General features: G+C 63.8%; 17 protein-coding genes and 1 tRNA gene. 9 read left to right on the top strand and 9 right to left on the bottom strand.

Features of this window, described 5'->3' with window-relative positions:
• Positions 1-3: 3 nt before the first annotated feature.
• Together otsB and AC24YW_RS13785 are read left to right on the top strand one after the other, a co-directional pair.
• Positions 4-825, top strand: coding sequence for a trehalose-phosphatase (gene otsB, locus AC24YW_RS13790; protein ID WP_487483232.1), 822 nt, complete (start codon positions 4-6; stop codon positions 823-825).
• Between the two features lie 241 nt (positions 826-1,066).
• Positions 1,067-2,530 (top strand): trehalose-6-phosphate synthase, encoded by a 1,464-nt coding sequence (locus tag AC24YW_RS13785; protein ID WP_487483231.1) that lies wholly within the window; start codon positions 1,067-1,069, stop codon positions 2,528-2,530.
• Positions 2,531-2,578: 48 nt separating this feature from the next.
• Here AC24YW_RS13785 and AC24YW_RS13780 read toward each other — a convergent pair whose 3' ends face one another.
• Positions 2,579-2,920, bottom strand: coding sequence for a hypothetical protein (locus AC24YW_RS13780; protein WP_487483230.1), 342 nt, complete (start codon positions 2,918-2,920; stop codon positions 2,579-2,581).
• Between the two features lie 194 nt (positions 2,921-3,114).
• On the opposite strand from AC24YW_RS13780, the gene AC24YW_RS13775 reads away from it, so the two are divergent.
• Both AC24YW_RS13775 and atzF read left to right on the top strand, forming a co-directional pair.
• Positions 3,115-3,204 (top strand) — tRNA-Ser (locus AC24YW_RS13775).
• Positions 3,205-3,399: 195 nt separating this feature from the next.
• The gene (gene atzF / locus AC24YW_RS13770; protein ID WP_487483229.1) at positions 3,400-4,782 is read left to right on the top strand and encodes an allophanate hydrolase; all 1,383 of its coding nucleotides are present in this window, start codon (positions 3,400-3,402) and stop codon (positions 4,780-4,782) included.
• 96 nt (positions 4,783-4,878) lie between these two features.
• Here the strand turns inward: atzF and AC24YW_RS13765 are convergent, their stop codons facing one another.
• The 6 genes from AC24YW_RS13765 to AC24YW_RS13740 form a co-directional block, all read right to left on the bottom strand.
• Entirely contained in the window at positions 4,879-5,604 is a 726-nt protein-coding gene (locus AC24YW_RS13765) for a Crp/Fnr family transcriptional regulator (protein ID WP_487483228.1), read from the bottom strand.
• A 68-nt stretch (positions 5,605-5,672) separates the two neighbouring features.
• Positions 5,673-6,548, bottom strand: coding sequence for an ABC transporter ATP-binding protein (locus tag AC24YW_RS13760; protein WP_487483227.1), 876 nt, complete (start codon positions 6,546-6,548; stop codon positions 5,673-5,675).
• Positions 6,536-7,315, bottom strand: coding sequence for an ABC transporter permease (locus AC24YW_RS13755; RefSeq protein ID WP_487483226.1), 780 nt, complete (start codon positions 7,313-7,315; stop codon positions 6,536-6,538). The genes AC24YW_RS13760 and AC24YW_RS13755 overlap by 13 nt, the downstream gene beginning before the upstream one ends.
• Positions 7,312-8,298 carry an ABC transporter substrate-binding protein gene (locus tag AC24YW_RS13750; RefSeq protein ID WP_487483225.1) on the bottom strand — a complete coding sequence of 329 codons (987 nt, stop codon included), beginning with the start codon at positions 8,296-8,298 and terminating at the stop codon, positions 7,312-7,314. The genes AC24YW_RS13755 and AC24YW_RS13750 overlap by 4 nt, the downstream gene beginning before the upstream one ends.
• Before the next feature lie 247 nt (positions 8,299-8,545).
• Entirely contained in the window at positions 8,546-9,505 is a 960-nt protein-coding gene (locus AC24YW_RS13745) for a fatty acid desaturase (protein ID WP_487483224.1), read from the bottom strand.
• A gap of 295 nt (positions 9,506-9,800) precedes the next feature.
• Entirely contained in the window at positions 9,801-10,754 is a 954-nt protein-coding gene (locus AC24YW_RS13740; RefSeq protein ID WP_487483223.1) for a LysR family transcriptional regulator, read from the bottom strand.
• A gap of 98 nt (positions 10,755-10,852) precedes the next feature.
• Here AC24YW_RS13740 and AC24YW_RS13735 point away from each other — a divergent pair, with 98 nt between their 5' ends.
• The 3 genes from AC24YW_RS13735 to AC24YW_RS13725 all read left to right on the top strand — a co-directional run bounded on the left by AC24YW_RS13735 (position 10,853) and on the right by AC24YW_RS13725 (position 14,765).
• Positions 10,853-12,034, top strand: coding sequence for an MFS transporter (locus tag AC24YW_RS13735; protein ID WP_487483222.1), 1,182 nt, complete (start codon positions 10,853-10,855; stop codon positions 12,032-12,034).
• 10 nt (positions 12,035-12,044) lie between these two features.
• On the top strand, positions 12,045-13,079 hold the full coding sequence (locus AC24YW_RS13730) for an aldo/keto reductase (protein WP_487483221.1): 1,035 nt from the start codon (positions 12,045-12,047) through the stop codon (positions 13,077-13,079).
• A gap of 123 nt (positions 13,080-13,202) precedes the next feature.
• Positions 13,203-14,765: an amidase family protein gene (locus AC24YW_RS13725; RefSeq protein ID WP_487483220.1), complete on the top strand. Its 1,563-nt coding sequence runs from the start codon at positions 13,203-13,205 to the stop codon at positions 14,763-14,765.
• A 104-nt stretch (positions 14,766-14,869) separates the two neighbouring features.
• Here the strand turns inward: AC24YW_RS13725 and AC24YW_RS13720 are convergent, their stop codons facing one another.
• Positions 14,870-15,667 (bottom strand): SDR family NAD(P)-dependent oxidoreductase, encoded by a 798-nt coding sequence (locus AC24YW_RS13720; protein ID WP_487483219.1) that lies wholly within the window; start codon positions 15,665-15,667, stop codon positions 14,870-14,872.
• Between the two features lie 69 nt (positions 15,668-15,736).
• Complete coding sequence (locus AC24YW_RS13715; RefSeq protein WP_487483313.1) at positions 15,737-16,315, bottom strand: TetR/AcrR family transcriptional regulator; 579 nt, start codon at positions 16,313-16,315, stop codon at positions 15,737-15,739.
• Between the two features lie 217 nt (positions 16,316-16,532).
• Here AC24YW_RS13715 and AC24YW_RS13710 point away from each other — a divergent pair, with 217 nt between their 5' ends.
• Positions 16,533-17,639 (top strand): efflux RND transporter periplasmic adaptor subunit, encoded by a 1,107-nt coding sequence (locus tag AC24YW_RS13710; RefSeq protein ID WP_487483218.1) that lies wholly within the window; start codon positions 16,533-16,535, stop codon positions 17,637-17,639.
• A complete protein-coding gene (locus tag AC24YW_RS13705; protein WP_487483217.1) occupies positions 17,636-20,746 on the top strand; it encodes an efflux RND transporter permease subunit in 3,111 nt (1,036 codons plus the stop codon). Before AC24YW_RS13710 ends, AC24YW_RS13705 begins: the two co-directional genes overlap by 4 nt.
• Positions 20,747-20,940: the final 194 nt, after the last annotated feature.

The raw sequence follows: 20,940 nt of genomic DNA, 5'->3' as shown, positions 1-20,940 counted from the left end.
CTGATGAAATCGGAACTTGCAGAAATGGCGTTGGACAAGAAGCGAACCACCATGCCGGAGGACGATACGCCGGAAGCCGTGCCGGTGCCGCACGCGCTGGTGCCGCATCTCGACGAAATCGCGATTCTGCTCGACATCGACGGCACGTTGCTCGACCTGATGCCGACGCCGCGCGAGGTGTGGGTGCCGCCGGGCCTGTCGGAAACGCTGAAAGCTCTGACCGAGCGCACCTCCGGGGCGCTGGCGCTGGTCAGCGGCCGCTCGCTCAACGACATCGACCTGATCTTCGCGCCCGACGTGTTCCGCGCGGTCGCCGGCCACGGCGCGGAGATGCGGCTGGCGGTGGACAATGAAGCCGAGGCCGTGCACGCACCGCCCCTCGACAAGGAGCTGAAGCGGCGTCTCGCCGCCATCGCCAAGCTCAGCCCCGGAATCCTGCTCGAGGACAAGGGCTATTCGCTCGCGCTGCATTACCGCCTGGCGCCGCATGCGGAGAAGGCGATCTACGAATCCGTCTCGCTGATCCGCGCCGAGCTGCCCAGTGCACCGATCGAGGTGCTGCCGGGCAAGTTCGTCTGCGAGATCAAGCATTCCGGCTTCACCAAGGCGACCGGCGTGCGCGAGCTGATGACGCACAAACCGTTCAAGGGGCGCCGTCCGATCTTCATCGGTGATGACGTCACCGATGAGACCGTGTTCGCGATCATGCCCGACATGGATGGGCTGGCGTTCTCGGTCGGCCGCCGCGCCATGGGTGTGAACGGGCACTTCGATGCGCCGGCGGACGTGCGTGCGTTCCTTGCGCGCTTGCTTGATCCGCGGTGAATCAAGGCCGCGCCACCTGCGAGACATAAAGGCTTCGTCGCAGCGCCGTGGTGCGCGGCGATACATGCTGCGCAACGGGGCCGGAAAAGCGGTCTTTTGCGGGGAAATGTCAGGGTTCCGCGAGCGAAACCAGTTCCAACGCACGCGCCCGATTTTGGTTTCAATTGGTTGAAACGATGATCAGGAACCATATTGATGAACGGCAGTTAAATGGGGCGGAATGAACAGGAGGGGACGACCTGTGAACTTGATCGTCGTTTCAAATCGCGTCGCTCGCGGCAAACCCAACGAGCCCATGACGGGCGGCCTTGCGGCGGCATTGCTTCCCGTGGTGGAACATTCTGGTGCGATCTGGGTCGGTTCCTCCGGCCGGGTCCGTGATGGCCATCAGAAGGAACCGTTCGCCGAGATCGAGGCGCTCGGGACAGGCGCGATTGCGACGCTGGATCTGCCGGCGGCGCATTACGGCGGTTATTACGAAGGCTTCGCCAATTCGGCGCTGTGGCCGGCGTTGCATTCGCGCAGCGATCTGATCCGCGTCTCGCGCGAGGACTATGTCAGCTATCGCGAGGTCAACGCCTTCATGGCGCGCGCCTTGATGCGTTTCCGCAAACCGCAGACTGCGTTCTGGGTGCAGGACTATCATTTCCTCGCGCTCGGTGCCGAGCTGCGCGAGCTCGGCGTCAATGATCCCATCGGCTTCTTCCTGCATACGCCGTGGCCCGTCACTGCTGTGATGCAGGGCGTTCCCAACCATCGCGAGCTGATCACCGCGATGCTGGCCTATGATCTGCTCGGCTTCCAGACCGAGGAAGATCGGCAGAACTTCCTCGGCTATGTCGGCGCCGAGCTCGGCCTCGCCATCGAGGACGGTGTCGTGATCTCGCAGCACGGTCGCACGCGCTGCGAAATGTTCCCGATCGGCATCGATGCGGAGAAGTTCGCCGCCTATGCCGCGAAATCGGCTTCGCATCCGGATGTGTCGCGCCTGCGTCGCAGCCTCAACGGCGAGCGCCTCGCGATCGGCGTCGACCGCCTCGACTATTCCAAGGGTCTCGTCAACCGCATCAGCGCATTCGACCGGCTCTGGACCGAGCAACCTCAGTTTGCGCGGAGCATCTCGCTGCTCCAGATCGCCAACCCCTCGCGCGGCGGCATCGAGGCCTATGGCAATCTTCAGAACGAGGTCGCGCGCCTCGTCTCCGACGTCAACGGCCGCCACGGCGAGGTCGACTGGACGCCGATCCGCTATCTGAACAAGGGCTTCAGCCAGGCGGTGCTCGCGGGTCTCTACCGCACCGCGCAGATCGGTGTGGTGACGCCGCTGCACGACGGCATGAACCTCGTCGCCAAGGAATACGTCGCCGCGCAAAACCCCGCCGATCCCGGCGTTCTGGTGCTGTCGAAGTTCGCCGGCGCCGCCAACGAGCTCGATGCTGCGCTGCTGGTCAATCCGCACGACATCGACGGCATGGCCCGCGCAATCGCGGTCGCGGCATCCATGCCGCTCACCGAGCGCAAGATGCGCTGGGACGCGATGATGAAGACGCTGCGCGGCCACACCATCCAGCAATGGTCCGCCAATTTCGTCGCCGAGCTCGAGAAGTGCCGCACCGAGAAGGCCGCCGTAGCCCCGCTCGCAGCCCAGCCGCCGCAGGCGTTGCGCTGGTTGAAGTCGGCGATCTCGGGCGTGCGGTTGATCTAATTCTTCTCCCTCTCCCCGTTCTTACGGGGAGAGGTGAAAACGCGCCCCTCAATAGCAGTACGACACGCCGTCCAGGATCGCGCATTGCCGCTTGTTCGGCGCGTTCGGATCATCCAGCGGCACCACGCCCTTGCCCTGACCGACGAACACGCCGGTCCCGACATGCACCGAGCTCTTATTGCCGACGATCACGCTCTGGTGCGGCACCGAGCTCGATCGCGTGCCGTCCGGCCAGAGGATGGTATTGCCCGACAGCACCCCGCGCCGGCCGTCGTCGCAGCTGACGTCGACGCCCTGCCGGGTGCAGACCTGGGCCAGGGTCGGGGTGGCAAAGGTGGAGCCGAGGGCCGAAATCAGGCCGATGGTGGCGATGGTCGTGTAGATGGTCATGGCGTCCCCGGTCGTGTTTGGCGGCTTGCCGTGAATCGTCGCGCCAAACCTGCCTGCGGTTCAGCCGGCAGACGTGTCACAGCAGGTGTGAGGCAAGATATTATCCTGTAAATACAATAAGTTGCGGAAAAATCGCCGGATATCTCCGCGATCCCTTGCAAAATCGGCGGCGCCCCTTCAAGAGAGGGCGCTCCGGAGAGATGGCCGAGTGGCTTAAGGCGCACGCTTGGAAAGCGTGTGTGCGGGAAACCGTACCGTGGGTTCGAATCCCACTCTCTCCGCCATTGGCGCGATTTGGACGCCAGAAAGCTCCCACCAAACGACCGTCTCCGCAATCCGGCAACAAGCGATTGGCTGCGGCCTTCGGGCCGACAACTGGCCGTCGTTCGATAGGCAGCTCAGCACGGAGGCGCTTAGTTGCTTTCATCGTTGGGCAGCGGCTTCATATTCGTGCGGTCATGCCCTCAGGAGCCTATTCCGTGCCGCAAGCCATCCTATCCGCGCAGAGCCGACCCTTCCGTTCCCGTGCCGAGTTGGCCTCCATCATCACAAGCGCCTATGAGCGCATCGAGCGGGACCGGCACCGCAATTGCTGGATCTATGTGCGGCCCATGGAAGAAGCGCTGGCTGAGGTTGATGCCCTTGTGCAACGAGCGGAAGAGGGTGAAGTCCTGCCGCTCCTTGGCGTGCCATTCGGTGTCAAGGACAATATTGACGTTGAGGCCATGCCAACGACGGCAGCCTGTCCGTCATTCGAATATATGGCTACGCAATCGGCCAGATGCGTCGAGAGATTGACGGCGGCGGGTGCGATCTGTCTTGGCAAAACCAACCTGGATCAGTTCGCGACCGGACTGTCCGGCGCCCGCTCCCCCTATGGCGCCTGTTCCAGTGCGGCAAACGATCTGTATGTCTCCGGCGGTTCGAGCTCCGGCTCGGCTGCTGCCGTAGCATCCGGCCATGTTGCCTTCGCTCTCGGCACAGATACCGGCGGCTCGGGCCGGATTCCCGCAGGTTTCAACGGAATCATCGGGATAAAGCCAACCGTCGGCCTCGTCTCGTCCCGGGGGCTTGTGCCGAACTGTCCGACCCTCGATTGCCCCTCGATTTTCTGCAATTCGATTGCCGAGGGTCGAATTCTGCTCGGGTTGATCGAAGGATTCGACGATAGCGATCCCTATAGCCGCCAACGGGCTGCCTCGTCCTCCCCATCTGTTCGCAAATTCCGGTTCGGCCAGATCTCTGCCGGTCATCTCAATTCATTCGGCATGCCGGAATGCGATGACCTTTACAGGCAGGCCTGCACGAGGCTTTCGGGGCTGGGAGGCCAAGCCAGACAAATCGACTTCGCGCCCTTCGCCGAAGCCGGTGAAATGCTCTTTTCAGGGCCTTGGATTGCGGAACGTCATGCGGCGATCAGCAAGCTCCTGGACATCGATCATGGAGATCTGCTTGACGTCATCCGCAACGTGCTGAGCGCAGCTGCCCGGTTTTCCGCAACAGATGCGTTCGCCGCGCAACATCGACTCTTGAAGCTGCGACGCCAGATCCAAACGCTTTTCGAGGATATCGATGTCCTGGTGGTACCGACCGCGCCACGCCCCTTCACGATCGCGGAGATGACGGAAGATCCCATCACGCTCAACAACCGCCTCGGCTACTACTCCTATTTTGTCAATCTCGTGGACTTGTGCGCGGTGGCAGTTCCCAACGCAACGCTCGGCAACGGCATGCCGATGGGCATCACTTTGCTAGCGCCTGCGTGGCGCGACCATGCTCTTCTCGACCTTGCCGAGCGATGGCTGCCCGATGCGAAGGCCGGACTGTTCGATCTAAAAGTGTATCCGATGGCCGTCTCCTAAAGCGCGATGCGATTGGGATGAATCGTCATCGCGCTTTAGGTTACTGTTCAGCACAATCTTTTCGGAAAACCGCTACACACTTTGCCGGATCATGTTCTAGACGACTTCGAGATCGAGCGCGCGCAGATTGAGAATCACAATCAGGCCCCGGTGATAACGGATGACGCCTCTTGCCTGCATGCGGGAAAGCTGCACTGTCACCCATTGGCGGGTTGAGCCGATCAGATTGGCGAGATCACCATGCGTGAACGGGATCCCGATCACGATCTCGCGGCCCTGCTGCGAACCGTAGATCTTCGAGAGGAAGACCAACAGACGATGCAGCCGCTCGGTCACCGAGCGGGTCCCCAGCATTTGCGCCATGGCCGAGTAGCACCGTGCCTTGAAGGCGAGCGCATCCAGCAGCGCGACCGCAATGCTCGCCGATTGAAGCGCCAGTGCGCGCAGGGCTGGGCCGGGCAAGAATGTCACTCGGCTCCGTTCCACTGCAACCGAAGACCATACGTGGGCGCCAGTACCGAACAGATCCGGGCCGCCGACGAAATTGCCGGCGAACCAGTAGGCCAGCGTCACCTCGCGTCCGGAAGGCGCCGCGTAGTAGCTGCGAATACGCCCCTCTTCGATCAGATAAATGCCGTTCTGCAGATCGCCCTGGCGCCAGACATGCTTGCCTGCCTGCAGGATTTCCTCGCGGCCGATGGCGAGGACACGACGCCGGTCAGCCTCGCACAGCGGATCCAGCAGGCTGGGCAGCGACCCGACCAGAGCATCCGATCCGGCCAGCATGATACCGGTCGCTTTGCCGAGACTTGCCGCTGACATGTGCTCGCTCCCTTGCCGCCGCAAGGGAAAATCATTCAAGAGCCATGCCAGAGACCGGCATCAGGCGCCTACGTCCTGATTTCCAGTTGCTCGAACGCCTTGCGGCCTTCCGAGCGGATCAGGTCGAGGCAATCCCGCTTGAGGGCGAGGTAGGCGGCCTCCGCGACGATGGCGCTGGAGCGCGGCCGCGGCAGGCTCACCTGAAGATCCCTGAGGATGCGGCCTGGTCCGGCGCTCATGATCAGCACACGGTCGGCAAGAAGGATCGCTTCATCAATGTCGTGCGTGACGAAGACGATCGTTGCGTTGATCCGCTCGCGGAGCTCGAGCAGATTGTCCTGCATGACCGCTCTGGTCTGCGCATCCAGCGCTCCGAAAGGCTCGTCCATCAACAGCACACGCGGCTGATTGGCGAGCGCACGGGCAATCGCAACACGCTGCTGCATGCCTCCCGATAGCGTGTGCGGGTATGCCGACGCAAATCTGGTCAGCCCGATCGTCTCGATGAGGCCGTCGGCGATCCGCAGCGCCTCCGCCTTCGGCTTGCCGAGGGCGCGCGGCCCGTGCGCGATGTTCCGGCGCACCGATTTCCACGGAAACAGATGTGGCTGCTGAAAGACCATCCCGATCTCGGGCCGTGGTGCGCGCATGACTTCGCCGGCTACGAGCACCTGGCCTTCGAACGGTTGCTCGAGGCCGGCCATCGCATTCAGGAGCGTCGACTTGCCGCAGCCGGATGGACCTACGATCGATACGAATTCCCCCTGGGCTACCGCCAGCGATACGCGGTCGACCGCGATGACCTGTCCGCTGGGCCCATCGAAGACGATGCTGAGCTCCTCGACCCCGATGATCGGCTGAAGCACCGGGGGGGAAGGCGAATTCGTATCCACGAGCCTGAGCGGCTGGTCTGGACGAAGCAGGCTAGGGGTCATCGCCACCACACGGCACGTTCGGCAAGAATTGCGAAGGAACGGTCGGCGACGAAGGACAGCAGCCCGAGAGCTGCCAGGCCTCCCATCACCTGACCCGTTTGCATGTTCTGTTGCGCGATTTCGATACGGTAGACGATACCGGCGAACGCACCCGCGAGCTCGGCAGCGACCAGCGTGTAGAAGGAGATGCTCACCGCGGTCCGAAGACCGACGGTGATATAGGGCAGCGCGCCGAGAAAAACGATCTCCCCCAGCATCTGCGGCTGCGGCGTGCCGAGCATCTGGGCGGCACGGATAAGTCCGCGGTCGACTTTCTGCACCCCGATGTGGGTCGCGAGCCATACCGTGAAGAACACGCCCCAAACGACCAGGAAGAGCTTGCCCGCCTCCGAGAGGCCAAACCAGAGGATGACGATCGGCACGAAGGCGATGGGTGGAATGGGACGGAGAATGTGAAACAACGGCGAGAGCAGGCTGGACACCAGCCGGAACTGGCCAGTCAGGACGCCAAGCACGATCCCGCCTGCGGCTCCGATCGCAAATCCCCCGGCCACGCGCGCCAGGCTCGCCATCAGGTCCCCGAAAAATTGTCCGCTTCGGATCCATTCGAGAACGGCGACGGCGACCGTCGACGGTGGCGGAAACAGCACGGCGTTCACGATGCCGGAACGTGCCACCAGTTCCCACAGGCCTGTGAAAGCGGGCACGGAGAGGACGGCGACCAATACGCTCAGCCTTCCGGCCGCGCTCGCATTGCTGTGTCCGCGGCCGCTCACGGATTTGCCGCCAGCGTGACCCGAGCCGGGTCGAGCGCCTTCAGCGGCGCGGTCACCAGGACTTTCGAGAAATCGGGCATGCTCGCTCCAGGAGGATGATTGCCGGTCTCGAGCCGCCATGCGGCATGGGTCTTCAAGGTCGTGAGAATCCTGTCGTCGAGGCGGACGTGATAGACATAGTCCGACCAGATCGAGGCCAATTCATCGCGCTTCATCCCGGTCGCTGCGGCGATGACATCGATCGCTTCATCTGGATGCGCCTTGAGCCAGCCTTCCGCCTCGATGAGGGAGGCCAGGAACTTGCCGACGATCGCCGGGTTGGCCGCGAGGTAAGGCTGCGTAACGACGATATTGAAGGTCTCAGAATAGAGACCTTTGGTGTCAAGCGGGATGGCGGCCTCGCCAAGAACCTTCCTCGCATTCGCGACGTGCGGCTCCCAGGTATCGAACGCATCGATACTGCCGGCCGCCATGGCGGGGAGCATCTCCTGAGGCCGCAAATTGACCAGCGTCACGTCCTTCGCCGTCAGGCCCGCCGCTTTCAACAGAACCGACGTGTAGACTTCGCTGCCAGTCCCGGCCGTGAAGCCGATACGCTTTCCGCGCAGATCGGCCTTCGTCTTGATACGGGCAGACGCTGCGGTCATGGTCTTGAGATCGGAATATTCCATCCCTGCCACGAAGGCGATCGGCTGTTGCGCCATCGCGGCCGCAGTGACCGGTGCCTCAGCGGTTGTCGCGATATCCGCTCCTCCCCCAAGCACCGTATCGAGGCACTGCTTTCCGCTGGTGAAATTGGCGACGGAGATGTCGAGCCCGTGCTTGGCGAAAATGCCCTTCGCATGGGCGACAATCGCCAGTCCCGAAATCGGCCCGAGATTCTGGGCGAGCCGCGCCTTCAGCAATTCCTCGGCTGTCGCGCGCGCGGGCGACGAGAACAGGAAGGACGCAGATAATACGAACACGGCGGAGCGAAGAGCCATTGTTGATCGCATGCCAAACCCCTGTGATGCCGGCGACCGGAGGTGATCGACCTTAACGATAGGATCGTCTGAAGATGGAAGACCATGAAGCAATTAATCGACAAGGCCTCGCCGTCCACTTTTTGCGCAAGCCAACGGCTTCCGACCGTGACTGGGGCGATAAATTCATCAAGCTGCTCACGCCTTGAGCGCAGCATCGCCTGTGGCAACGGCACTCTGCTGGCTTTCGTCAAGCCCTGATCCCGATTCAATCAGAACCGATCGGGCTTTCGATGCCGTTGCGTGCGCGGCGAAACCAGGCCCACGTCTGCCGCGTCACTGCGATGTAGCCTGGGCCCCGGTAGACGATCCGATCGGCGACGATCCGGTTCAGCTTCGGCAGCGCATGGAAAGGAATCGAAGGATAGGCATGGTGCTCGACATGATAGGGCATGTTCCATGCGAACCAGCGCACGAACATGGCGGTATAGGTGGTGCGGGTGTTCTGGAAGGCGCTGCGCGTGCGATCACAGCCGGTGTGTTCGGCAAGAAGGTACGGACGCAGAAACAATTGACCGACGAGCACCGGGACGACCCAGACCCACAACAGGATCAAAGTGTGCAACGCGATCGATGCCAGCAACAGCGCGACGTAGCCTGCCAGATGGAGACGCGCTTCTGTCACCACAATGTGGCGTTTGCTTTCAGGAATCCACGGTGACGTGGCGTTGCCGGTCAACGCATGGCGAAGCATCAGCCCCACCCGGAAGGCAACCTGCCGCAAGCCGCTGTAGACGATCATCAGTTGCGCGTCCGAGGTTGGGATCGGAACCGACAGCAGTTCCGGATCCCTCTTTGGATCCTGCGTATAGCGATGATGATCCCAGTGGAATAAGCAGTAATATTCATAAGGCAAGCCGACCGCGAACGAGGAGAGATGACCGAAGGCGAGATTAAGCGCGCGGCCGCGAAACGCCGTCTTGTGCGCGGTCTCGTGGACCACCATGAACAGGAATGCGACAAAGTAGCCTTGGACGACCACCAGCGGCAACGCCCAGACGATTCCGTATCGCGAAGAGACCAGCCAGATCAGCGCGCCCACAACGACGATGACGCCGTAATGGCTGGCCACACGGATCAGGCCCTGCCAATTGGACCGCACCGACAACTCGCGCAGCATGGCCGGAGTCAGCGGCTTCTCCCCGGAGGCAGTGATGGCATTGCTCATGGTCGTAGTCGCCTCTTTTTCGGACTCGCACGCTTGGCCGTGCTCGTGCGGACGCTGGTATTGGTCAAGCACAGGCCGAGCCTAGGAAGCGAGGCCGCAAGGCAGAAGCAATTTATTTCGTCGGCGTTGGCTCGCCGGGCATGCCGAGACTGACACTCTCCCCCGCCAGCCTTGGCCAACGAGTTTGCGCTAGGCTGTCGTGCCGAGTCCACAGGGCGAAGGTGGACTCGTTGCCGTTTGCTTCGGCTCGGCAAGCCTGCCGGGGCAAGCTTCTCCTGCGCCCTCCGCCGCCGCTTCACACCACCAGCTTCCACTTCCCATCCCCGGCCCGCTTCAACGCGGGGTCGCTCACCCGCACGTGCTCGGCGAGGAAATCGATGAACGCACGCACGCGTGCCGGGAGCGGGGCGGTGTGACCGACATAGACGGCGTGGATGTCTTCGCGGTCGCCGGGATTGTAGCCTTGCAGCACCGGCACAAGGCGGCCGGCCTCGATGTCGGGGCCGATGTGGAAGAGCGCGAGGCGGGCGAGCCCGACGCCGCCCAGGCAGAGACGGCGGGCCGCTTCGCCGTCACTGGCGCGCGCGACCGGCGGCGGCACGGCTTCCTCTGTGCGGTCGCCGCGCTTGAACGGCCAGCCGCCGCGGATCCGCGGAAAGGTCCAGCCGATGCCGCGATGTGCGGCGAGATCCGCCGGAATCTTCGGCGTGCCGCAGCGGGCGAGATAATCCGGCGCGCCGACCACGACCATGCGGCTGGTGCCGAGCTTTCGCGCGATGAGACGCGAGGCACGCAACGGGCCGACGCGGATGGCGACGTCCGCGCGCTCCTGCATCAGGTCGATCGTCGTGTCCGTCAGCACGAGATCGAGCGTGATGTCGGGGTGCTCTTTCAGGAAGCGCGGGAGGAGCGGCATCAGATGCAGCATGCCGAACGGGATGTTGCTGTTCACCGCGAGGCGGCCGCGCGGCGCCGCGCCCGAGGCGGCCTCGCGTTCGGCTTCCTCCATCTCGGCGAGAATACGCATGGCGCGCTGATAGAACGCCTGGCCTTCCTCCGTCAGCGTCAGCTTGCGCGTGGTGCGGTTGACGAGCCGGGCGCCGAGGCGCGCCTCCAGACGCGAGATCAGCTTGCTGACGCCCGATGGCGTCAGGCGCAGCTTTCGCGCGGCCTGGGTGAAGCCGCCGAGGTCGACGACGCGGACGAAGACCTCCATCTCGGCCGAGCGGTTGGTGTCGAAACGGGCCATGTTGAATTCACGTCACAAATGATTGGATTGCGGACATTCTAATGGTTTGGCGGCAGCGCCGCTATCTGCGTGGCTCGTCTCATCCCTTGGAGCAACGCATGCCTCCTGCCGTCCTCGCGCTCACCGCCGGTGCCTTCGGCATCGGCACCACCGAATTCATCATCATGGGCCTGCTGCTGCAGGTCGCCGCCGACATGCACGTCTCGGTGCCGGTCGCGGGCCTGCTGATATCAGGCTATGCGCTCGGCGTGTTCGTCGGTGCGCCGGTGCTAACGCTGGCGACGCGGCGAATGCCGCGGAAAACCGTGCTGCTGGCGTTGATGGCGATCTTCACGCTCGGCAACGCAGCTTGCGCGCTCGCGCCCACTTACGAATTGCTGATGGCCGCGCGCGTGCTGACCTCGCTCGCGCACGGCACGTTCTTCGGCGTCGGCTCGGTGGTGGCCACCAGCCTCGTCGCCGAGGACAAGCGTGCCTCCGCGATATCAACCATGTTCATCGGCCTGACGGTCGCGACGCTCCTGGGCGTGCCCTTCGGTGCCTGGTTCGGCTTGATGCTCGGCTGGCGCGCGGCGTTCTGGGCGGTGACCGTCATCGGCGTGATCGCGTTCGCGGTCGTCGCCGCGCTCGTGCCGGGCCATGTCGGCAATGGCGACAAGCCGATCTCGCTCGCTGAAGAGGTCGCCGTGCTCGGCCGGCCGCAGGTGCTGCTCGGTCTTGCCATGACCGTGTTCGGCTTCGCCGGCCTGTTCGTCGTCTTCACCTATATCCAGCCGATCCTGACGCGCTTCACCGGATTTTCGGAGGCTGCCGTCTCGCCGATCCTGCTGGTGTTCGGCGTCGGCCTTGCGGTCGGCAATGTCGCCGGCGGCAGGCTGGCCGACGCTGGCTTGGCGCGCGCCTTGGTCGGCACGCTGGCGGCGCTCGCGATCGTGCTGCTTGGCCTGGCCGCGGTGCTGTCGGTCAAGATCATCAGCGTCGTGCTGATTCTGCTGCTCGGCATCGCCGCCTTCGCGACCGTCGCGCCGCTTCAGCTTCGCGTGCTGGAAGCCGCAGGTCCCAGCGGCCGGACGCTCGCCTCCAGCCTCAACATCGCCGCGTTCAATCTCGGCAACGCGCTCGGCGCCTGGGCCGGTGGCATCACCATCGACCGCGGGTTCGGTCTCTCCGCGCTGCCGCTGGTCGCGGCCGGCATCACCGCCATTGGCCTCGTTCTGGCGCTGTGGAGTCTCCAGCTCGATCGCGCGGCGACTGCAGTCGCGGCGTGCCCGGCGGAATAGGAGAGCGATCATGGAATACCGCAATCTCGGCGCTTCCGGGCTCAAAGTTCCCGTCCTCAGCTTCGGCACCGGCACGTTCGGCGGGCAGGGGCCGCTGTTCTCCGCCTGGGGCCGCAGCGGCACTGATGAAGCCCGCCGGCTCGTCGATATCTGCCTCGATGCCGGCGTCAATCTGTTCGACAGCGCCGACGTCTATTCGAACGGCGCCTCCGAAGAGATCCTCGGTGCTGCGATCAAGGGGCGACGCGACAAGGTGCTGATCTCGACCAAGATGAGCCTGCCGATGGGCGAGGATCCGCTCGATGCCGGCTCTTCGCGGCCGCGGCTGCTGGCCTCGGTCGATGCGGCCCTACGACGTCTCGGCACCGACCATATCGATCTGCTTCAGCTCCACGCCTTCGACGCGTTCACGCCGATCGAGGAGGTGCTGTCCACGCTCGATATGCTCGTGCGCGCCGGTAAGCTGCGCTATGTCGGCGTCTCGAATTTCGCCGGCTGGCAGCTGATGAAGTCGCTCGCCATCGCGGAGCGGCATGGCTGGCCCCGCTATGTCGCGCACCAGGTCTATTACTCGCTGCTCGGGCGCGACTATGAATGGGAGCTGATGCCGCTCGCGCGCGATCAGGGCGTCGGCGCACTGGTCTGGAGCCCGCTGGGCTGGGGCAGGCTCACCGGAAAGATCCGGCGCGGCCAGCCGCTGCCGCAAGGAAGCCGCCTGCATGCCACCGCACAGTTCGGTCCGCCCGTCGACGATGCGCGCCTCTACGCCGTCGTTGACGTGCTGGATGCGATTGCCGCGGCGACCGGCCGTACCGTGCCGCAGGTCGCGATTGCCTGGCTGCTGTCGCGTCCCACGGTCTCCTCCGTGATCATCGGGGCACGCGATGAGGCGCAACTGCGCGACAATCTCGGCGCCGTCGGCTGGTCGCTGAGCGCGGACCAGATCAAGCAGCTCGACGAGGTCAGCGCGGTGATGCCGCCTTATCCGTACTATCCCTATCGCGTCCAGGAGGGCTTTGCGCGGCTCAATCCACCGTTGGTGTAGGAGCTTGCTCACGGAAGGCTGCGATTGCGACAGAGCGTCGCGACAATGCGCCATGCAGAATCGCACCTGTACAGAGAGGGGGGGCGTCCCTAACCTCCGCCGCGCAATTCTAGGAGATGCGGCGTGGCGAAGAAGACGGCGACCAAGAAGAAAAGTGTGTTGAAGACGACGGCGAAGGCTTCGAAGAAGGTGGGCTCCGGCCGCAAGAGCGCCGTCGCCAAGCCGGCCAGAAAGGCCGCTGCCGGCAATTCGGCGAAGCCGCGGCGTCCGAAGGGGCCAGCCTGGCAATGGTCGGCGGTCGAGACCGCGGCTGCGATCCGCTCCGGCGCCATCTCCGCGGTCGAGGCGGTCGAGGCGCATCTGGAACGGATGCACGCCGTCAATCCGAAGCTCAATGCCGTCGTCGTCGACCTCGGTGAGGAAGCACTCAAAGCGGCCCGCGCGGCCGACAAGCAGCGCGCCAGGGGTGGCGAGCTTGGCCTCCTGCACGGTGTGCCGATTACGATCAAGGAAAATGTCGACTACGAGGGCCGGCCGAATTTCAACGGTGTGCCCGCCAACAAGGACCTCGTCGCGCCGTCGGATGCGCCCGTGGTGCGCAACCTGAAGAAATCAGGCGCGATCGTCATCGGTCTCACCAACACGCCCGAATTCTCCTTCCGCGGCTTCACCGACAATCCCCTGCACGGGCTGACGCTCAATCCCTGGGATCCCGACATCACCTGCGGCGGCTCCTCCGGCGGCGCGGGCTCGGCGGTCGCGGCGGGCATCGGCACCATCGCCCATGGCAACGACATCGGCGGCTCGCTGCGCTGGCCGGCGCATTGCAACGGCGTTGCCACCATCAAGCCGACGCAGGGCCGCATCCCCGCCTTCAACGGAAGCGCAACATCGGAGCGGCCGATGCTGGCGCATCTGATGTCGGCGCAGGGGCCGCTCGCGCGCCACGTCGCCGACGTGCGCCTCGCTTTGGAGGTGATGAGCCAGCGCGATCCACGCGATCCCTGGTGGGTGCCGGCCCCGCTGGTCGGCGCGCAGCCGAAGCGGCCGATCAAGGTCGCACTGGCAAAGATCCCCGAGGACATGGACGTAGATCCGTCGGTCGCCGCGGCGCTGCGCCAGGCTGCCGATCATCTCGAGCGGTCCGGCTACCGCGTCAGCGAGGTCGAGGTACCCGATATCAACGGGGTCTGGCAGACCTGGTGCGACATCATCACCAACGAGACTGTGATGATGCAGGAGGCCGCCATGCTGAAGGTCACGTCCGAGGATTTTCACAAGTCCTGGGGCGGCATGAAGGCCAAGGCCAACGTGCTCGACCTCAAGGGCTGGATGCAGGCCACCGCCGCGCGCAACGGCCACATCCGCGCCTGGCAATTGTTCTTCGAGGACTATCCGATCGTGCTGACGCCGACCACGGTGAAGCCGACCCCGGGCCCGCGTGAGGACACAATCAGCGCCGAGCGCGTGCGCGAGATCTTCTGGGGCGAGATCCGCTTCATCTCCGCCATCAACGTGCTGGGCCTGCCCGGCGCGGTGGTGCCGGTGGCGCTGCATGACGGCAAGCCGATCGGCGTGCAATTGATTGCCGGCCGCTATCGCGAGGATCTCGCACTCGATGCCGCAGCCGCAATCGAAAAGCGCGTCGGCGTGCTCACGCGCAAGCTCTGGGAGATGATGGGATAGGGCGATAATCCTGCTGCGAGTTTTTGACAACGTACGCTTAACTAGTCCGAACCACGTGGGCAGAACGCTGGTCGATAAGCGCCCACATGCAGCCGCACCAGACGTCAGGCGTCCATTATCTTCTTCATCGTGGCCCTTTGCATTGACCGTGGCGTCAAACGATTTGAAAAGGCAGCCATCTTGTTCGACAGGCCTGCGACCACCATGGCCTTTCCTTGCAAGAGCGCCCGAATACCGCTTTCGGCGACCGGACGCGGCTTCATGGTGAGGAGGCGCAGCAAGCTTGAAGCGGTTGCGCCGGCTGCCGCATCGAAGCCCGTCGCGGTGTGCCCCGGGCAGAGACTGGTAACGACCACGCCATGCGGGCGGAGTTCGTCATGCAGAGCCTCACCAAAGGCCAGCACATAAGCCTTGGTTGCCGCATAGGCCGCGTAGCTGGGAACGGCCTGGAAGGCCAGGAGGCTGGCGATAAGAAGGATATGTCCGGATCGCCGCTGAGCCATGTCGCGGCCGAACAGATAGGTCAGCTCTGTGAGCGTGGTGATGTTGAGCTGGATCATATTCGCGGTTTGCTCGATCGGCGTGTCCAAGAAATCGCCGTGCAAGCCGAAACCGGCATTGTTCACCAGGATGTCGATCGTCACCGACCTCGCATCGAGACTGCTTTTCAGGCGGTTGGCCGCGCCCGGCGCGGCAAGATTGATCGCCTCGACCAGCACATCCACCCCGTATTTGCTGCGGAGATCCGAGGCAAGCTTGTCCATCGACTCTCGCCGTCGAGCCGCCAAGACGAGATTGACTTTCTGCGCCGCCAGCAGATCTGCGAATTCAAGGCCGAGGCCACTCGACGCGCCCGTGACCAGCGCCCATTTTCCGGCGAAGTTGTCCATTGCTTTTGACATCGTTCTCTTTCTAATTTGATCAGCGAATGGGCCGTGCGGATTTTCACTCCGAACACCGGCCCCTCCCATTCAAGCGGCAGCGGCGTTTCGAACCTGTTCGGCGGCGGCATCCAAAAGCGCTTGAGCCAGATCGGGGTCGTTGACGACGCGCGAGAGCGTCACCGCGCCGACCATCGTCGCGAGAATGCCCATGGCCTTGCCGCGCGAGGCCTCGCCGTCGTTTCCGGCGATGAAGCGGCCGAGCACGTCGAGATGGGCTTTGATTCCCGCTTCGAATTCCGCCTTCACGTCGGGGCCCTGTCGGGCGGCGTCCGAGCCGAGCGCCACGATCGGGCAGCCGTCCATCTTCTCTCCGCGATGGTCGCCGCTGAGGTAGAACCCGATCACGGCGCCGAGTGGATCGTCAGGATGCGCCGCGGCCGCGTCTGACCATCGGCCGGATGCGCTTTCCAATGCGCGCCTGGACGCCTCCACCGCCAGATCCTCTTTTGAAGCGAACTGCTTGTAGAAGGCGCCTTGAGTCAGCCCGGCCCCCTTCATCAGATCCTTGAGGCCGATGCCATCAAAGCCGCGCTCCCTGAAAAGGCGACTCGCCACATTGATCACGGTTTGGCGGTTCTCGGCCGCCTGGGTGCGACTCACTCGCATCGCGGATCTCCCTTTTGGATTTCGTTCAACTTCTATATCCGAGATAGAGTTCGATTGCAATCTATCAATTGGCACGGCGCGATTTCGCCGGCTCCGGGGGCGAAATTCCGGGGTTTTTGGATCACGCTTCCGTTACCGCCTCAAAAGTTAGATTGCGGGCGAAATCTAACATCGTTATAGATGTCATATGTAATCTAACTCTCAAAGGAGATGGGTCATGAAAAGGGGTGTTGCGGTGCTCGCCGGTATCCTGGTTCCGGCAGGGGTAGCGACCTTCGTTGCGCTTGCCATTCCCTCCCATGAAGCCTCCGCGGTGATCGACCCCAGGCAGGAGCCCCCGATGGTCCGTCTGGTGACGGCCACTCGGGTCAGCGGATCTGAACGTGGTTTCACCGGAACGGTCGGCGCACGAGTGGAAAGCAATCTCGGTTTTCGCGTTGCCGGAAAGATCGTCGAACGACTTGTGAATGTCGGTGAGCCGGTGAAGGCCGGCCAGCCGCTGATGCGGATCGACGAAACCGACCTGCGCCTCGCAGTCACCGCGAAGCGCAACGCGGTCGCCGCGGCGCGTGCCGTTGTCGTTCAGACCGACGCCGACGAGCGGCGCTACGCCAACCTTGTGAACGACGGATGGACTTCAAAGCAACGCTACGAGCAGGCGAAGGCCGCATCGGACACCGCCAAGGCGCAGCTTGCCGCGGCGGAAGCCGAAGCAGGCGTCGCCGAGAACCAGGCGACCTATTCCGTCCTGGTGGCGGATGCGGACGGCACGGTCACCCAAACGCTCGGCGAGCCGGGACAAGTGGTGTCCGCCGGCCAGACCGTGGTTCGGCTGGCGCAGTCCGGTCCTCGTGAGGCTGTGGTGGCGCTGCCCGAAACCATCCGGCCGGCGATGGGATCGGTCGCCGAGGCGAGCCTGTATGGGAGCGACGGGCGGCGCTTTACCGCGCATCTGCGCCAGTTGTCGGATTCCGCCGATCCCCAGACCCGCACCTATGAGGCCCGCTATGTGCTCGATGGTGACGCCGCAGCGGCGCCGCTTGGTGCGACCGTCACCATTCGGCTTGCCAGCCAGGATCATCATCCGGAAGTCCAGGTGCCGCTGGGCGCTGTGCTCGATGACGGCAGAACGACCGGCGTCTGGGTCTTCGACAGCGCGACCTCGACCGTGCGCCTGCGGCCCGTCAAGCTGCTGCGTGTGACCAGCGAGACAGCCGTTATCTCGGGATCGAAGTCCGGTGACCAGATTGTTTCGCTCGGCGCTCATCTCCTGCACGAGGGTGCTCGCGTCAGGACTGGCTCGGAAAGCGGGAGCAAGTTGTGAGCTTCAATCTTTCCGCCCTCGCCGTTCGCGAACGGGCCGTCACCCTGTTCTTCATCCTGCTGCTGGCGGCCGCGGGCGCCTACGCCTTCTTCATGCTCGGGCGGGCCGAGGACCCGTCCTTCACCATCAAGACCCTGACGGTCACCACCGTATGGCCGGGCGCGACGGCGCGCGAGATGCAGGACCAGGTCGCCGAACCCCTGGAGAAGCGGATTCAGGAGCTGACCTGGTACGACCGGGTGGAGACGACGACGCGGCCGGGCTATGCCTACATGACGGTGACGCTGAAGGACAGCACGCCGCCGTCCAGCGTGCAGGAGGAGTTCTACCAGGCCCGCAAGAAGCTCGGGGACGAAGCGCGCAAGCTGCCGTCCGGAGTGCTCGGCCCCTTCGTCAACGATGAATATTCGGACGTGAGCTTCGGACTCTACGCACTCAAGGCCAAGGGCATGCCGATGCGCGAGCTCGCAAGGCAAGCCGAGACCATTCGCCAGGATCTCCTGCACGTGCCCGGCGTCAAGAAGATCAACATCCTCGGTGAACGTCCCGAACAGATCTTCGTCGAGTTCTCCTATGCCAAGCTGGCAACTCTCGGTGTGTCGGCAACGGATATCGTTGCCGCCCTGCAGCGACAGAATACGGTGACGCCAGCCGGTTCGATCGATACCAAGGGGCCGCAGGTCTTCATCCGGGTCGACGGCGCTTATGATAGCGTCCAGGCGATCGCCGACACCCCGATCGTCGCTGCCGGGCGGACGCTGAAGCTGTCCGACATTGCTGAGGTCCGCCGCGGCTACGAGGATCCACCCACCTACATCATCCGGCACCAGGGCGAGCCTACCATCATGCTCGCGGCGGTGATGCAGGAGGGCTGGAATGGCCTCGCGCTCGGCAAGGCGCTGGAGGAGAGGTCTGCGGCGATCGCTCGGACACTGCCGCTCGGGATGAGCCTCGCCAAGGTCAGCGATCAAGCCGTCAACATCACCTCGGCGGTCGACGAGTTCATGATGAAGTTTGCGATGGCGCTGGGCGTGGTGCTGCTGGTGAGCCTGCTCAGCCTCGGCTGGCGTGTCGGCATCGTCGTTGCGGCTGCCGTGCCCCTGACGCTCGCCGTCGTGTTCCTGATCATGCTGGAGACCGGCCGGTTCTTCGACCGCATCACGCTCGGCGCTCTGATCCTGGCGCTCGGTCTTCTCGTCGACGACGCCATCATCGCGATCGAGGTGATGGTGGTGAAGATGGAAGAAGGCATGGACCGCATCTCGGCGGCGGCCTATGCGTGGAGCCACACCGCGGCGCCGATGCTGTCCGGAACGCTCGTGACAATCGCGGGCTTCCTGCCGGTGGGATTCGCGCGCTCGACCGCCGGCGAATACGCTGGCAACATCTTCTGGGTCGTGGGATTCGCCCTCATCGTCTCCTGGATCGTCGCGGTGATCTTCACGCCCTATCTCGGCGTCAAGATGCTGCCCGCGATCAAGCCAGTCGAAGGCGGTCACCACGCGATCTACGGCACGCCCAACTATCAGCGCCTGCGAGGGCTGATCACCTTCGCGGTCCGCCACAAATTCCTGACCTGCAGCATCGTCGCCGTCGCCTTCGCGCTTTCCGTCGTCGGCATGGCTGGCGTCAAGCAGCAGTTCTTCCCGACCTCCGACCGCCCGGAAGTGCTGGTGGAGGTTCGCCTGCCGGAAGGCACCAGCATCGAGACGACGACGGGCACCGTCGAGAAGCTCGAGGGCTGGCTGCACGATCAACCCGAGGCCAAGATCATCACGAGCTATGTCGGTCAGGGCGCGCCGCGCTTCTTCTTCGCGATGGCGCCAGAGCTGCCAGATCCGGCCTTCGCCAAGATCGTCGTCCTGACGCCGGATGCGGAGGCGCGCGAGGCTTTGAAGCATCGACTCCGACAATCGGTATCACAGGGCCTCGCACCCGAGGCCAATGTGCGCGTCACCCAGCTTGTGTTCGGACCCTATACGCCGTTCCCGGTGGAGTTTCGTGTGATGGGGCCCGATCCCGCGCAATTGTACACCATCTCTCAGAAGGCTCTCGAGATCATGCGTGGCGTTCCCGATGTACGACAGGCAAATCGAGATTGGGGCAACCGCACGCCCGTGCTCCGCTTCATCCCGGATCAGGATCGGCTGAACCTCATCGGCCTGTCGCCGGCCGAGGTGGGCCGTCAACTCCAGTTCCTGCTCACCGGCATCGCCGTGACCCAGGTTCGCGAGGACATCCGCAATGTCCCCATCGTGGCGCGCAGTGCTGGTGGCGAGCGGCTGGACCCGGCGCGTCTGGCGGATTTCTCGCTGATGAGCCGGGACGGCCGTTCGATTCCGCTCGACCAGGTCGGCCATTCGGAAATCCGACTTGAAGAGCCGATCCTCAAGCGCCGCGATCGCACCCCCGTCGTCACGATACGCTCCGACATCAATGAGGCGACCCAGCCTCCGGAGGTCTCCAAGGAGATCGAGGCAGCCCTGCAGCCCCTGATCGCCTCCCTTCCGGCCGGCTATCGTATCGAGCTGGGCGGATCGATCGAGGAGGCAACCAAGGCCAACGACGCGCTCGCGACGATCTTCCCCGCCATGATTGCCGCCATGTTGATCGTCGTCATGCTGCAGGTTCGATCGTTCTCGACGATGGCGATGGTCGTCCTGACTGGACCGCTCGGCCTCGTCGGCGTCGTGCCTGCATTGCTCCTCTTCAACCAGCCCTTCGGGTTCAACGCGATCCTGGGCCTGATTGGACTGGCGGGCATCCTGATGCGCAACACTCTGATCTTGACCGAACAGATCAAGGAGAACCTTGCCGCCGGCCTTGACGACTATCACGCCGTCATCGAGGCCACGGTGCAACGCACGAGACCCGTGATCCTCACCGCGCTTGCTGCCGTGCTGGCCTTCATCCCGCTCACGCATTCCGTGTTCTGGGGGTCGATGGCTTACACACTGATCGGCGGCACCGCCGTCGGCACGGTTCTGATCCTGCTGTTTCTGCCCGCGCTCTATGCCGCCTGGTTCCGGATCAAGTCGACCACAGATGACATGCATGAGGCTTCGCGCGAGAAGCCGGAATTGCAAGCGGCATTGGCTGCCGAGTAAGGCTCCATTGATCCCATGGAGGATCGTCCGGTCCGAACGGAAAAGGATCCGACGAGGCTCACGCTCGCATCCGGGAAACGGATGAAGAGCACTTGCGGCCGCGTCGGTCACCACATGGCGCCGGTAGCGAACATTGCCGCCGTCGCCAATTGATCAATCCAATTTAACTCGAATTTTAGCTAACTCGCCAACAA

The organism is Bradyrhizobium sp. USDA3516 (genome assembly GCF_057651995.1).
This window is presented reverse-complemented; position numbering and strand designations above follow the sequence as displayed.

Excerpts from the sequence above, each read along its gene's own strand:
- AC24YW_RS13745 (WP_487483224.1), bottom strand. The coding sequence starts at position 9,505 with ATGAGCAATGCCATCACTGCCTCCGGGGAGAAGCCGCTGACTCCGGCC.
- AC24YW_RS13735 (WP_487483222.1), top strand. The coding sequence starts at position 10,853 with ATGCCTCCTGCCGTCCTCGCGCTCACCGCCGGTGCCTTCGGCATCGGC.
- AC24YW_RS13720 (WP_487483219.1), bottom strand. The coding sequence starts at position 15,667 with ATGTCAAAAGCAATGGACAACTTCGCCGGAAAATGGGCGCTGGTCACG.
- AC24YW_RS13765 (WP_487483228.1), bottom strand. The coding sequence starts at position 5,604 with ATGTCAGCGGCAAGTCTCGGCAAAGCGACCGGTATCATGCTGGCCGGA.
- AC24YW_RS13740 (WP_487483223.1), bottom strand. The coding sequence starts at position 10,754 with ATGGCCCGTTTCGACACCAACCGCTCGGCCGAGATGGAGGTCTTCGTC.
- AC24YW_RS13715 (WP_487483313.1), bottom strand. The coding sequence starts at position 16,315 with ATGCGAGTGAGTCGCACCCAGGCGGCCGAGAACCGCCAAACCGTGATC.
- AC24YW_RS13710 (WP_487483218.1), top strand. The coding sequence starts at position 16,533 with ATGAAAAGGGGTGTTGCGGTGCTCGCCGGTATCCTGGTTCCGGCAGGG.
- AC24YW_RS13780 (WP_487483230.1), bottom strand. The coding sequence starts at position 2,920 with ATGACCATCTACACGACCATCGCCACCATCGGCCTGATTTCGGCCCTC.
- AC24YW_RS13750 (WP_487483225.1), bottom strand. The coding sequence starts at position 8,298 with ATGGCTCTTCGCTCCGCCGTGTTCGTATTATCTGCGTCCTTCCTGTTC.
- otsB (WP_487483232.1), top strand. The coding sequence starts at position 4 with ATGAAATCGGAACTTGCAGAAATGGCGTTGGACAAGAAGCGAACCACC.
- AC24YW_RS13730 (WP_487483221.1), top strand. The coding sequence starts at position 12,045 with ATGGAATACCGCAATCTCGGCGCTTCCGGGCTCAAAGTTCCCGTCCTC.